General features: G+C 73.3%; 13 protein-coding genes. 5 read left to right on the top strand and 8 right to left on the bottom strand.

The features are described 5' to 3' along the window. Positions 1-448, bottom strand: a 448-nt coding sequence (locus tag MBSD_RS05480; protein WP_148667813.1) for a hypothetical protein, incomplete at its 3' end; no start/stop codon positions are given. Between the two features lie 57 nt (positions 449-505). Continuing rightward, entirely contained in the window at positions 506-937 is a 432-nt protein-coding gene (locus tag MBSD_RS05475) for a CopD family protein (protein WP_062535829.1), read from the bottom strand. Between the two features lie 109 nt (positions 938-1046). Here MBSD_RS05475 and MBSD_RS05470 point away from each other — a divergent pair, with 109 nt between their 5' ends. From MBSD_RS05470 to MBSD_RS05450, 5 genes are all read left to right on the top strand, one after another. Further along, entirely contained in the window at positions 1047-1769 is a 723-nt protein-coding gene (locus MBSD_RS05470; protein WP_062535827.1) for a DUF6776 family protein, read from the top strand. 90 nt (positions 1770-1859) lie between these two features. Beyond that, positions 1860-2285 (top strand): bactofilin family protein, encoded by a 426-nt coding sequence (locus MBSD_RS05465; protein ID WP_062535826.1) that lies wholly within the window; start codon positions 1860-1862, stop codon positions 2283-2285. Between the two features lie 40 nt (positions 2286-2325). Next, positions 2326-2685, top strand: coding sequence for an iron-sulfur cluster insertion protein ErpA (gene erpA / locus MBSD_RS05460; protein ID WP_062535825.1), 360 nt, complete (start codon positions 2326-2328; stop codon positions 2683-2685). Beyond that, positions 2682-3635, top strand: coding sequence for an NAD(+) diphosphatase (gene nudC / locus MBSD_RS05455; RefSeq protein WP_062535823.1), 954 nt, complete (start codon positions 2682-2684; stop codon positions 3633-3635). Before erpA ends, nudC begins: the two co-directional genes overlap by 4 nt. Positions 3636-3687: 52 nt before the next feature. After that, positions 3688-4554, top strand: coding sequence for a hypothetical protein (locus MBSD_RS05450; RefSeq protein ID WP_062535820.1), 867 nt, complete (start codon positions 3688-3690; stop codon positions 4552-4554). A gap of 12 nt (positions 4555-4566) precedes the next feature. Here MBSD_RS05450 and MBSD_RS05445 read toward each other — a convergent pair whose 3' ends face one another. From MBSD_RS05445 to dprA, 6 genes are all read right to left on the bottom strand, one after another. Then, positions 4567-6438, bottom strand: a complete 1872-nt coding sequence (locus MBSD_RS05445) for an MFS transporter (RefSeq protein WP_062535818.1) — start codon at positions 6436-6438, stop codon at positions 4567-4569. Positions 6439-6538: 100 nt separating this feature from the next. Then, positions 6539-7828, bottom strand: coding sequence for a phosphoribosylamine--glycine ligase (gene purD / locus MBSD_RS05440; RefSeq protein WP_062535816.1), 1290 nt, complete (start codon positions 7826-7828; stop codon positions 6539-6541). 120 nt (positions 7829-7948) lie between these two features. Continuing rightward, positions 7949-9316: an AMP-binding protein gene (locus MBSD_RS05435; protein ID WP_082306499.1), complete on the bottom strand. Its 1368-nt coding sequence runs from the start codon at positions 9314-9316 to the stop codon at positions 7949-7951. An 11-nt stretch (positions 9317-9327) separates the two neighbouring features. Beyond that, positions 9328-9891 (bottom strand): L-threonylcarbamoyladenylate synthase type 1 TsaC, encoded by a 564-nt coding sequence (gene tsaC, locus MBSD_RS05430; RefSeq protein WP_062535814.1) that lies wholly within the window; start codon positions 9889-9891, stop codon positions 9328-9330. Positions 9892-9894: 3 nt separating this feature from the next. Continuing rightward, positions 9895-12375, bottom strand: coding sequence for a DNA topoisomerase I (locus tag MBSD_RS05425; protein WP_062535812.1), 2481 nt, complete (start codon positions 12373-12375; stop codon positions 9895-9897). 68 nt (positions 12376-12443) lie between these two features. Further along, the coding region (gene dprA, locus MBSD_RS05420) for a DNA-processing protein DprA (protein WP_062535810.1) at positions 12444-13469 on the bottom strand (1026 nt) is incomplete at its 5' end.

Raw genomic sequence — 13469 nt, 5'->3', positions numbered from 1 at the left:
CCGGCGGGCGCGCCGCCAGGTCGGGCGCGCCGAGTTGGCGCCAGTAGCCGGGCGGGGGGATCTCCAGCAGCGGATAGCCGTTCTCGGTGCGCGCCTGCGCGGTCTCCTCGGCGGCGGCACCCTGCTCCAGGTGGGGGCGCAGGCCGTCGAGCAGTTCGCCGATGCGCGCGGCGGCGGCGGCGTCGGGCAGTTCGATCGCGTCGACGTACGGCGCCAGCGCGGATTCCAGCGCGTACAGCCGCTCGCCCAGTTCGAGCAGGCCGTAGCGGCCGCAGGCGGCGGCGAGCCTGCCGAATTCGATGTGCAGCAGGCGCAGCGCGTTGACGTCCCAGCCGTCGCGGCACTGGCCGCGGGCGCGCCGCAGCAGCGTCTTCAGGCGCTGCGGCAGGAAGCGCAGGAAGGACTGGCGCAGCTCCTCCCCGTGCTGGGGATCCTCACGCTCGGACATGACGGCTTCCGGTGTCGCAGCCACTATAGCAAGCCCCGTGCGACCGTCCCGGCTCGCTCAGAACGGCTTCACCACCGCCAGCACGACGATCGCGATCAGCAGCAGCGCCGGCGCCTCGTTGAACACGCGCAGGCGCCGGCTGGACCAGGCGCAGGCGTCGCGCGCGAACAGCCGCGTCAGCCGCGCCAGCCAGAGGTGGTGGCCGATCAGCAGCGCCACCAGCAGCAGCTTGAGGTGCAGCCAGTGGCTGGCGGCGAAGTAGCCCGGCGCGTGCAGCAGCCACCCGCCGAGGGTGGCGAGTCCGGACAGCACGGCCAGCGTGCCGCCGATGTGGGTGATCCCGAGCAGGCGCCGTTCCATCACCTTCAGGCGTTCGCGCACCACCGCCTCGGTCGCCTCGGCGTGGTAGACGAACAGGCGCGGCAGGTAGAACAGCCCGGCGAACCAGGTCACCACGAATACCACGTGGAAGGCCTTCAACCACAGCATCGGCAGCGCCCCGCGGCAGGAAAAATGCAGTATAGCCACGGCGTGGGCGATTTCCTTGACCCCCCGCGCGAGGCGCCGCTATAACCCGGTTTCGCCCTCGCCTGCCGCCATGAGTTCGGTCGAACCTCCCCGTTTCGTCGTCCGCCCGCACGACCCGGCCGCCCAGCGCCGCCGCCTGCTCGGCCTGGCGCTGGCGTGGGCGGGCTGCGTGCTGCTGGCGGCGGTGGCCGGGTTCTGGCTGGGCGACCGCGGGCCGCTCGCCTCGCCCGAGCACAAGCGCGAGCGGCAGACCGCCGCCGAGAACGAGGCGCTGAAGCAGCAGGTCGCGATGCTGACCCGCTCCGAACAGGTGGCGCGCATCGCCGCGCAGGAGCTGAAGCGCACCGTGGCCGAGCGCGAGGAGGAGATCGCCGGCCTGCGCGCCGATCTGGCGTTCTACGCGCGCCTGACCGGCGGCGACGCGCAGCGCGCCGGCCTGTCCATCCAGGACGTGCGCCTGCGCCGCGTCGGCGCCTCGAACGCCTACAACGTCACCGTCACGCTGACGCAGAACGCCAAGCGCGGCGAGGAGAGCCGCGGCCGCATCACCCTCGCCCTGGAAGGCGTGCGCGGCGACCGCCTGACGCTGATCGACTGGGCGACGCTGGGCGGGCCGACGGAGAAGGACGGCCTGCCGTTCGCCTTCAAGTATTTCCAGCAGGTGAACGGCACGCTGATCGTGCCCGCCGGCTTCGTGCCGAACCGGCTGCGCGTCACCGCGCAGCCGCAGGGCGGCGACGCGCTGGTGCGCGACGTCGCCTGGAACGACGCGCTGAAGGAGAAGCTCGAATGACCGCGCCGCCGCGGCGGCGCACCGGCAAGCCGCGGAAAGGGGGCCGCGGACCGCAGCCACACCGACCGCCCGCGCCTGGGGAGTAGTGCCATGTTCAGCAGCAACAAGAAATCGTCGAACGTCGCCGCCGCGGCCACCAGCCTGATCGCCAAGGGCACCACCGTGCAGGGCGACGTGCATTTCGCCGGGGCGCTGCACCTCGAGGGCCGCATCGAGGGCGCGGTGCTGGCGGAGCCCGGCAGCGGCGCGCTGTTCACGCTCAGCGAGCACGGCGCCGTGGTCGGCCGCATCGACGTGCCGAACGCGGTGATCAACGGCGAGGTGCGCGGCGACATCCACGTCGGCGAGCGGCTGGAGCTGGCCGCGGGCGCGCGCATCGAGGGCGATGTCCACTACCGCGTGCTGGAAATGGCCGCGGGCGCCCGCGTCAATGGCAAAATGGCGCACCAGCCGGAACCGCCCAGGCAGCTGCCGCGGCCGGAGGAAGTGCCGTCGCTGTCTCCCGCCGAGGCTTGAAAGCGCCGCCGGCGACCCGATCTGCGCCGTTGGAGTCCGTATGAACGCCGTTCCCGACTACCGCGAAGCGAAAGCCGTGCTGCGGTTCAGCGATGCCGCCGCGCACAAGGTGCGCGAGCTGATCGCCGAGGAAGGCAACGCCGCGCTGAAGCTGCGCGTGTACATCACCGGCGGCGGCTGCTCCGGCTTCCAGTACGGCTTCACCTTCGACGAGCAGCGCGCCGACGACGATTACGCGATCGACAAGGACGGCGTCACCCTGCTGGTCGATCCGCTGTCGCTGCAGTACCTGACCGGCGCCGAGATCGACTACACCGAATCGCTGTCCGGCGCGCAGTTCGTGATCCGCAACCCGAACGCGCGCACCACCTGCGGCTGCGGCTCCTCCTTCACGGTGTGAGTTCGGCCGCACGCTCGCACCGCAACCCGCTGGCCGCGCCGGCCGCGCTGGACCGCCTCGCCGAACGCCGCGACGACGAAGCCTGGCTGGCCGCGCGCGCCGGCGCCGACGACGCCCGTTTCCTGCTGCTCGACGCCGAGCAGCGCATGCTCGCCGCGCGCGACGGCACGCGGCTGGCGCTGCTGACCGCAGCGCAGCGCGCGCGCCTGCTGCCGGACGCCGCCGCGCACTTCCTCGGCGCCGCCGACGGCCTGCACTACTTCTTCCTCGACGCCGCCGGCACGGCGGACGCGCTGGCGCAGACGCTGGACGCGCGTTGGGCCGGCCTGCGCGAGCTCGGCATGAGCCTCGATCCGCTGGCCGCCGGCCTGTGCGCCTACGCCAAGGGCCTGGCGCACTGGCAGGCGGCGACGCGGCACTGCAGCCGCTGCGGCGCGCCGCTGGCGCTGATCGCCGCCGGCCACCGCGCCGCCTGCGGCAGTTGCGGCGCGCTGCATTTCCCGCGCACCGATCCGGCGGTGATCGTGATCGTCGAGCACGAAGGCGCCTGCCTGCTCGGCCGTCAGGCCGGCTGGCCGGAGAAGCGCTATTCCACCCTGGCCGGCTTCGTCGAGCCGGGCGAGACGCTGGAGCAGGCGGTGCGCCGCGAGGTCGCCGAGGAGGCCGGCGTCGAGGTGCTCGACTGCGACTACCACTCCTCGCAGCCGTGGCCGTTCCCCGGTTCGCTGATGCTCGGCTTCACCGCCACCGCGGCGCGGCGCGACATCCGCCTCGCCGACGGCGAGCTGGAGGACGCGCGCTGGTTCACCGCGGCGGAGATCGTCGCCGCGCTGCGCGCCGGCGAACTGCGGCTGTCGCCGTCGATCTCGGTGTCGTACCGGCTGATCGAACACTGGCTGGCCGGCCAGGGCATCGACCTCGCCGCCGAGCTGGCCGCGCTGCCGTCCTGACCGCCGCGCCGCGCGGCTACAATGCGGCCACCGCCCTGCCGAAGGCTCCGTGATGGCCACCAAGCTCGTCGCCGCCCTGCTCGCCCTGGTGCTGGTTTCGGCCGTCGCCGACATCGCCCGCTATCGCGACTACGGATGGTTCCGCGCCTGGCTGGGCCGCCTCGAAAGCGTGCGCGGCCCGTTGCGCGCGGTGCTGGCGGTGCTGCTGCCGGTGCTGCTGTGCGCGCTGCTGATGCTCGGCCTGCAACACGTGCTGTTCGGCCTCGGCGGTCTCGCCTTCGCGCTGCTGGTGCTGGTGTACGCGCTGGGGCCGCGCGAGCTCGAGCGCGACATCGACGCCGTGCTGCACGCGCCCGACCGGCCGCAGCGCGAGGCGGCCGCGCAGGCGCTGCGCGCCGACGAGACCGGCGCGCCGCTCGCCTTCGACGCGCCCAGCCTGGTCGAGGCGGCGGTGCTGTCGGCGCTGAAGCGGCGCTTCGGCGTGCTGCTCTGGTTCTTCGTGCTCGGCCCGGCCGGCGCGCTGCTGTACCGCCTGACTCGGCTCGCCGCCGGCTCCGACGCGCCGCTGGACGAGGCCGGCCGCGGCTTCGCCCGCCGCGCCGCTTCGGTGCTGGACTGGATCCCCGCGCATCTGATGGCGCTGGCGATGGCGCTGGCCGCCGACTTCGACGCGGTGGTGGGCGCCTGGCGCGCCTGGCACGCCGAACCGGGGCGCTCGCCCTGGGAATTCGAGAGCGGCTTCCTCGGCGCGATCGCGCGCGCCGGCGTCGACGCCGACGTGGTCGCCGGCGACGGCTACGCGCACGACACCCACGATCCGCTGGGCGAACTCGAGGACGCGCGGCACATGCTGTTGCGCGTGCTGGTGGTGTGGCTGGCGGTGGTCGCGGTGATCGTGCTGGCCGGCTGGTTCGCCTGAGCGCGACAGCCGCTACGCCCACGCCCCGCGCAGCGCGCGCACCGAGCTTTCCATCTGCGCCGCGCTGCTGGTCGGCGGCAGCGGCATGCCGGCGGCCAGCGCGATCCGCGACCAGAATCGCCGCGGCAGGCGCATGCGCCGCAGCGCCGAATCGCGGCGACTGAAGATCGAGCCCCACAGCCCGCGCAGCGCCAGCGGCACCACCGGCACCGGCCGCCGCGCCAGCATCTTCTCCACGCCCGGACGGAACGGCGCGATCTCGCCGTCGCGCGTCAGCCCGCCCTCGGGGAACACGCAGACCAGCTCGCCTGCGGCCAGCGCGGCGTCGACCTCGGCGAAGGCGCGCGCCAGCAGCTGCGGGTCCTCCTTGCCGCCGGCGATCGGGATCGCGCGCGCGGTGCGGAAGATGAAGCGCAGCAGCGGGACGTCGAAGATCTTGTAGTACATCACGAAGCGCACCGGCCGGCGCACGCTGCCCATGATGATCAGCGCGTCCATGTAGCTGACGTGGTTGCACACCAGCAGCGCCGGGCCTTCCTCGGGGATGCGCTCCAAGCCGTCGCTGCGGATGCGGTACAGCGTGTTGACGATGATCCAGGTGAGGAAGCGCATCAGGAATTCGGGCGTCAGCGCGTAGATGTAGAACGCCACCGCGGCGTTCATCAGCGCGACGATCAGGAACAGGCGCGGGATCGTCACCCCCAGCGACAGCATGCCGAGGCCGAACAGCGCCGCCACCACGATGAACAGCGCGTTGAGCACGTTGTTGCCGGCGATCACGCGCGACAGTTCCGACTTGTCGGTGCGCGCCTGCACCAGCGCGAACAGCGGCACGATGTAGAAGCCGGCGAACAGGCCGATCAGCGCGAGGTCGAGCGCCACGCGCGGGTTGCCCGGCGCGGCGAGGAAGGCCAGCCAGTCGAGGCCGGAGGCCGGCGGCGCGTCCGGGCGCGCGAAGAACAGGTCGACGCCGAACGCGGTCAGGCCGATCGAGCCGAACGGCACCAGGCCGATCTCGACGCGCCGCCCGGACAGCTTCTCGCACAGCAGTGAGCCGATGCCGATGCCGACCGAGAACAGCGTCAGCACCAGGATCGACACCGACTCGTCGCCGCCGAGGTGCAGCTTGGTGTAGTTCGGCAGCTGCGCGGTGAAGATGCCGCCGAAGAACCAGAACCAGGAGATGCCGAGCACGGCGTGGAACACCGTCGAGCGCTTGCGCACGAAGCGCAGCGCCTGCACGGTCTGCCGCCACGGGTTCGGATCGAAGCGCAGTTCCGGCGCGGTCGCCGGCGCCGGCGGGATCGCGCGGCTGGCCAGCCAGCCGCCGAGCGCCACCGCCAGCACCAGCAGCGAGGCGTACAGCTCGCCGCGCGGGTGCTGCATGATCGCCGCGCCGCCGGCGATCTGCCCGGTGAGGATCGCCAGCGAGGTGCCCATCTCGACCATGCCGTTGCCGCCGATCAGCTCGTCCTGACGCAGCGCCTGCGGCAGGATCGCGTACTTGATCGGCCCGAACACCGTCGAGTGCAGGCCCATCAGGAACAGCACGGCGAGCAGCAGCGCCACGCCATGCGTGTAGAAGCCCACCGCGGCCAGCGCCATCGCGCCGATCTCGAACAGCTTGACGTAGCGGATCAACCGCGTCTTCTCGAATTTCTCCGCGAGCTGACCGGCGCTGGCCGAGAACAGGAAGAACGGCAGGATGAACAGCGCCAGGCCGAGGTTGGAATACAGATTCACCTGCTGCGTGGAGAGCCCCATCTGGAACGCCACCAGCAGCAGGGTGGCGTAGCGGAAGGCGTTGTCGTTGAACGCGCCCAGCGCCTGGGTGGCGAAGAACGGCGCGAAGCGGCGCGTGCGCAGCAGCGTGAACTGGTTCATCGGCCCCTCCCTGTCGCGCAAGCCTAGCAAAGCGGCGATGCGCGGACGTGGCCGGAGCGGGCGCGCGGCTCGCGCCGCCGAGACGGGCGCGCCGCGCGCGTCAATCGCGGCGGCGATGCAGCGCGCGGTGGCCGATGTCGCGGCGGTAGAAGGCGTCGGCGAAGCGGATGCGCTCGGCGGCGGCGTAGGCGCGGGCGCGCGCGGCGGCGAGATCGTCGCCCAGCGCGCACACGGTCAGCACGCGGCCGCCGGCGGTGACGACGCGGCCCCGCTCGTCCAGTTTGGTGCCGGCGTGGAACACCTTCGCGTCGGCGCCGAACTCGGCGTCGAGGCCGTCGATGACGTCGCCGCCGCGCACCTTGCCGGGATAGCCGCCGGCGGCGATCACCACGCCCAGCGCCGGGCGCGGATCCCATTCGGCGCGGACCCGGTCGAGGCGGCCGTCCAGCGCGGCGTCGATCAGCTCGGTGAGGTCGGACTTCAGGCGCAGCATGATCGGCTGCGTCTCCGGATCGCCGAAGCGCACGTTGAACTCCAGCACCTTCGGCGCGCCGTCCTTGCCGATCATCAGGCCGGCGTAGAGGAAGCCGACGAACGGCGCGCCCTCGGCGGCCATGCCGGCCAGCGTCGGCTCGATCACCTCGCGCAGGATGCGCCGCTCGACTTCCGGCGTCACCACCGGCGCCGGCGAGTAGGCGCCCATGCCGCCGGTGTTGGGGCCGAGGTCGCCCTCGTCGCGGCGCTTGTGGTCCTGGCTGGTGGCCAGCGGCAGCGCGTGGCGGCCGTCGCACATGACGATGTAGCTGGCTTCCTCGCCGTCGAGGAACTCCTCGATCACCACGCGCGAGGAGGCGTCGCCCAGCGCCTTGGCGCCGAGCATGTCGTGCAGCGCCTGCTCGGCGTCGTCGAGCGTCAGCGCCACCACCACGCCCTTGCCGGCGGCCAGGCCGTCGGCCTTGATCACGATCGGCGCGCCGTGCTGCTGCACGTAGGCCAGCGCCGGCTTCAAGTCGGTGAACACCGCGTAGCGCGCGGTCGGGATGTTGTGGCGGTGCAGGAAATCCTTGGCGAAGGCCTTCGAGCCTTCGAGCTGCGCGGCGATGCGGCGCGGGCCGAAGCAGCGCAGGCCGGCGGCGCGGAAGCGGTCGACCACGCCGGCGACCAGCGGCACTTCGGGGCCGACCACGGTCAACGCGATGCCCTCGCGCTGCGCCAGCGCCAGCAGGCCGTCGAGATCGGTGACGGCGACGTCGGCGTTGCGCAGCCCCGGCTCGCGCGCGGTGCCGGCGTTGCCCGGCGCGACGATCACCTCGCCGACGCGCGGCGACTGCTTGATGCGCCACGCCAGCGCGTGCTCGCGCCCGCCGGAACCGATCACCAGGACTTTCATGCCGTGCACCCTTCGTCGCGCCGCGGGGGCGCGCATTGTAGCGGGTCGGCACAGCGACCGCGGCTGCGTTCCTGCTGCCGAGTCCCGGGCAGGGTGGGCTTCAGCCCGCCGTCGCGCGGCTCAACCGTCGCGGCCGAGCAGCGCCAGCAGCGCGGCGCGCGGCAGCTTGCCGGTGTCGTTGCGCGGCAGGGCGGCGACGCGCTTCAGCGGACGCGGCAGGAACACCGGATCGACCGCGCGGCGCAGCGCGGCGAGGATCTCGGCTTCGGAGCGCGTGGGCGCCACCGCCAGCGCGGCGATGCGGCGCACGCCGGCGGCGTCGGCCTCGTCGAGCTGGAACACCACGCCGTCCTCGACGCCGGGGATCGCCAGCAGGCGCCGCGTCAGGTCGCCCAGCGAGGCGCGCTTGCCGGCGATCTCCAGCAGGTCGGTGTTGCGCCCGCACAGGCGGAAGCGGCCCGGCGCCGGCAGCTCGACCACGTCGGCCAGCGCCACCGGCTGCGCCAGGTGCGGCGCCTCCACCAGCGTGCCGTCCGGCTGCGGATGCAGCGCGACGCCGGGATAGAGCGTCCAGTCGTCCTCGTGCGCGCTGCGGCGGTGGGCGATCACGCAGGTCTCGGTGGAGCCGAACACCTCGACCACGGCGGCGCCGAAGCGCGCCTCGGCCTCGCGCGCCAGTTCCGCCGGCAGCGGCGCGGTGGCGGAGACGATCGCCGCCAGCGGCGGCAGCGCGGGCGCGGCGGCGACCAGCGCGCGCAGGTGCACGGGCGTGGTCACCAGCACGCGCGGCGCCGGGATCTCGGCCAGCGCATGCGCCACGTCGGCGGGAAAGAACGGCCGTCCGGCGTGCACGGCCACTTCGCCCAGCATCGGCAGCAGCACCGAGAGTTCCATGCCGTACATGTGCTGCGGCGGCACGGTGGCGACCACGTGGCAGGGGCCGCCGGCGGCGGCGGCGACGACGGCGAGGTTGCGCGCGGTGCTGAGGTGGAAGCCGCCGAGCGTCTTCGGGTTCGGCTTGGGCGCGCCGGTGGAGCCGGAGGTGTAGCCGACCGCGATCACCTGCCCCGCCGGCAGCAGCGGCACGTCGCACAGCTCGGGCGCGCTCACCTGCGGCAGCGCGAACTGCAGGTAGCCGGGCGGCGCCTGTTCCAACGCCTGTTCGCCGAGGGTATAGCAGCCGGGGTGCGCGGCGCGCACCTCGTCCACCGCCTGCGGCGCGCGCGAGGGCGGCAGCAGGTTGGTCTGGCCGCGCAGCGCCACCGCGCAGAAGGCCAGCAGGAAGGCGTAGCGGTCCTCGCACAGATTGACCGCGTGCTGCGCGTGCGGCAGTTGCGCGGCCAGCGCGCGCGCCTCGGCGAGGAACCGCGCGACGCTGACGGCGCGGCTCACGCGCCACGCGAAGACGCGCTGCGGATCGCGGGCATCCAGCAAGGGCAGCGTGCCCGCGGCTGCATCCGGGCGCTGCGATTCGAAGACGACGGACACCTGACCCTCCCCTAAGCGCGGATGATAGCGTCCGTCAGGGCGTCGCGGATGGGGGTGGGGCGATCCAGCCCGCCCACGGGGCCGTCCAGCACGGCTTCCAGCTCCTCGCCCAGGGCCGCCTGCACCGCGTCCGCCGTGATCGTCGGCGGCTCGCCGTGGCGGTTGGCGCTGGTGGAGACGATCGGTCCGCCGAAGGCGCGGCACAACGCGGCGGCCAGCGGGTGCGCGGTGACGCGCAGCGCGATGCCCGCGTGCGCGCCGGCCACCCAGTCCGGCACCCGCGCCGAGCGCGGGAACACCCAGGTGTGCGGGCCCGGCCAGGTAGCGCGCGCGCGCTGCAGCGCCGCGGCGGGGGCCTCGCCGATCCACGGTCGCACCTGTTCGAAGTCGGCGGCGATCAGCAGCACGCCCTGCGTGGGCGGCCGCCGCTTCAGCGCGAACAGGCGCGCGAACGCCTCGCGATTGTCGGGATCGCAGCCGAGGCCGTAGACCGCCTCGGTCGGATAGGCCAGCACGCCGCCCCCGCGCAGGAACGCGGCGGCCGCATCGACCTCGGTGGCGCGGTAGCGGCGCATGGTCTACTCGGCCGGCCGGGCCGCCGCCGTGCGCCGGGCCGGCGCCTTCTTCGCGGCGGCTTTCTTCGCCGGGGCCTTCCCGGTCGCGGTTTTCTTCGCGGCCGCCTTCTTCGCCGGCGCGGCTTTCTTCGCCGCCTTGCGCGATGCGGCGGCATCCTCGCCGGCGGGCTTGGCCGCGCCCTTCCTGGCGAAGCGCTTGGGACGCGCCGGCGCGGCGGCCAGCAGGGCGACGCATTCCTCGGCGCTCAGCGAGGCCGGCTCGCGATCCTTGGGAATGCGCGCGTTCTTCTCGCCGTCGGTGATGTACGGGCCGTAGCGGCCGTTCAGCACCTGCACGCCGTTGCCGAAATCCTTGATCACGCGGTTGGCGATCGCCTCGCGCTTGGCGCGCAGCAGTTCCAGCGCGCGCTCCAGGGTGACGGTGTGCGGATCGTCCTCGGCGCCCAGCGAGGCGTAGGTGTCGCCCTGCCTGACGAACGGCCCGAAGCGGCCGATGCCGGCGCTGACGTTCTCGCCGTCCGGCGCGGCGCCCAGCACGCGCGGCAGCTTGAACAGCTCCAGCGCCTCCTCCAGCGTGATCGTGTGCATGCTCTGGCCGGCGCGCAGCGAGGCGTACTGCGGCTTGTCGGTATCGTCCTTGCTGCCGATCTGCGCATACGGCCCGTAGCGGCCGAGGCGCACCGACACCGGCTTGCCGCTCTTCGGGTCGACGCCGAGCTCGCGCGCGCCGGTGGCCTCGCCGCGGTCGACGGTCTCGATCTTCTCCTCGACCAGCGCCTTGAACGGCTGCCAGAAGCGCTGCAGCAGCGGCACCCATTCCTCCTCGCCGCGGCTGACCGCGTCGAGTTCGTCCTCGAGCTTCGCGGTGAAGTCGTAGTCGACGTAGCGGGTGAAGTGGCCGCTGAGGAACTTGCTGACCGCGCGGCCGACGTCGGTGGGACGGAAGCGGCGGTTGTCGAGGGTGACGTACTCGCGGTTCAGCAGCACCTGGATGATGCTGGCGTAGGTGGACGGGCGGCCGATGTCGTACTCCTCCAGCGCCTTGACCAGGCTGGCCTCGGAGTAGCGCGGCGGCGGCTCGGTGAAATGCTGGTCGGCGTGGATCGCCGCCAGCGGCACCGCCTCGCCCTTGGCCATGCGCGGCAGGCGGCGCTGTTCGTCGTCGTCCTCGCTCTTCTGGTCGCGGCCTTCCTCGTAGACGGCGAGGAAGCCGGGGTCGACCACGGTGGTGCCGGTGGCGCGGAAGCCGTTGTCGGCGCCGCAGGCGAAGTCGACGGCGACGGTGTTCAGCGTCGCCGCCTGCATCTGGCAGGCCACCGTGCGCTTCCAGATCAGCTCGTACAGCTTGCGCTGCTCCTCGTTGAGGAAGGCGGCGACGCTGGCCGGCGTGCGCAGCGCCGAGGTCGGGCGGATCGCCTCGTGCGCCTCCTGCGCGTTCTTCGACTTGGTCTTGTAGACCTGCGGATGTTCGGGCAGGGCCTTGGGGCCGAAGTCGCGCGCGATCAGCTGGCGCAGCTCGGCCACCGCCTCGCCGGACAGCGCGGTGGCGTCGGTGCGCATGTAGGTGATCAGGCCGACCGAGCCTTCCGCGCCCAGCGTCACGCCCTCGTACAAGCCTTGGGCGATGCGCATGGTGCGGCTGGTGGAGAAGCCGAGCTTGCGCGCGGCTTCCTGCTGCAGCGTCGAGGTGGTGAACGGCGGCGCCGGGCGGCGCTTGCGTTCCTTGCTGCCGATCTCGGCGACCACCAGCCGGCCCTGCGCGGCGCGCAGCAGCGCCTCGCGCGCGGCGTGCGCGTCGCGGGCGTTGGTGAGGTCGAACTGCTCGAACTTCTTGCCGGCGAGGCGCGTCAGCTTGGCGCGGAAGGCGCCGTCCGGGTGCGCCAGCTCGGCCTCGACCGTCCAGTACTCGCGCGGCCTGAACGCCTCGATTTCTTCCTCGCGCTCGACGATCATGCGCAGCGCCGGCGACTGCACGCGGCCGGCCGACAGCCCGCGCTGCACCTTGCGCCACAACACCGGCGAGAGGTTGAAGCCGACCAGGTAGTCGAGCGCGCGGCGCGCCTGCTGGGCGTCGACCAGGTCGTGCGAGAGCCGGCGCGGATGCGCCACCGCCTCCTGGATGGCGCGCGGCGTGATCTCGCTGAACACCACCCGGTGCACCTGCTTGCCGTCGAGCAGGCCGCGCTGCTTGAGGATCTCGGTGATGTGCCAGGAGATCGCCTCGCCCTCGCGGTCGAGGTCGGTGGCGAGGTAGATCGCGTCCGCCGCGCGCGCCGCCCGGGCGATCGCCTCGACGTGCTTGACGTTCTTGTCGATCAGCTCGTAGTTCATGGCGAAGCCGCGCGCGGGGTCGACCGCCCCCTCCTTCGGCACCAGATCGCGCACGTGGCCGTAGGACGCCAGCACCTGGAAGTCCTTGCCGAGATACTTGTTGATCGTCTTCGCCTTGGCCGGCGACTCGACGATGAGCAGGTTTTTCGCCATGAGGGATCCGTAAGCGGGCGGCACCCGCCTCGCGTGCGTCTAGTGGGACCACAGGGCCGATTGCGCTGTCAAGCGCGACCGCCCTCCGGCAGGCGCTGGTAGCGGCCGCCGGGCAGGCCGGCGACGACTCCTTCCAGCTCCAGCATCAACAACATGGACGACAGCGCGGCCGGCGCCAGGCCGGTGCGCGCGGCCAGCTCGTCCAGCGCCGCCGGATCGTGGCCCAGGGCGTCCAGCAGGCGGCGGTAGTCGGGATCGTCGCGCCAGCCGCCGGTGGCCGGCGCGGCTTGCCGCGGGGCGGCCGCCGCGTCCGCCTCGAGGCGCGCCGCCAGGGCCAGGCCGAGGCTGCGCGCCAGCGGCGCCAGCTCCTCGACCACTTCCTCCGCCGTCTCGACCAGCTTGGCGCCCTCGCGGATCAGCCGGTGGCAGCCGCGCGCCAGCGGGTTGTGGATCGAGCCCGGCACGGCGAACACCTCGCGGCCCTGCTCGCTGGCCAGCCGCGCGGTGATCAGCGAGCCCGAGCGCAGGCTGGCCTGCACCACCAGCGTGCCCAGCGCCAGCCCGGCGATCAGCCGGTTGCGGCGCGGAAAGAACTCCGGGCGCGCGGTGGTGCCGGGCGGGAACTCGCTGACCAGCGCGCCGGCGGCGGCGATGCGCGCGGCCAGTTCGCGGTGGGCGCGCGGGTAGACCAGGTCCGGGCCGGTGCCCATCACCGCGACGGTGGTGCCGCCGGCGTCCAGCGCGGCCGCGTGGGCGGCGCCGTCGATGCCCTCGGCGAGGCCGCTGGTGACGACGAAGCCGGCCGCGGCCAGCACGCGGGCGAAGCTCTTCGCGGTGGCGAGACCGGCGGCATCGGCGCTGCGCGCGCCGACGATCGCCACCTGCGGACGCAGCAGCAGCGCGGCGTCGCCGGCGACGAACAGCGCGGCCGGCGCCTGCGGCGTCTCGGCGAGCTGCGGCGGGAAGTCGGCGTCGGTGCAGCGCAGCAGGCGATGGCCCGGCGCGGCCAGCCAGGCGAGGTCGGCGTCCAGGCGCGCGGCATCCGGCGCCGCCAGCCAAGCGCGCGCCTCGGCGTCCGCGCGCGGTTCGCCGCG

It is taken from the genome of Mizugakiibacter sediminis, from assembly GCF_000953855.2.
In the GTDB taxonomy this organism is placed as follows: domain Bacteria; phylum Pseudomonadota; class Gammaproteobacteria; order Xanthomonadales; family Rhodanobacteraceae; genus Mizugakiibacter; species Mizugakiibacter sediminis.
Note: the sequence above shows the minus strand (reverse complement) of the source record. Positions and strands in the feature narration are given on the sequence as shown.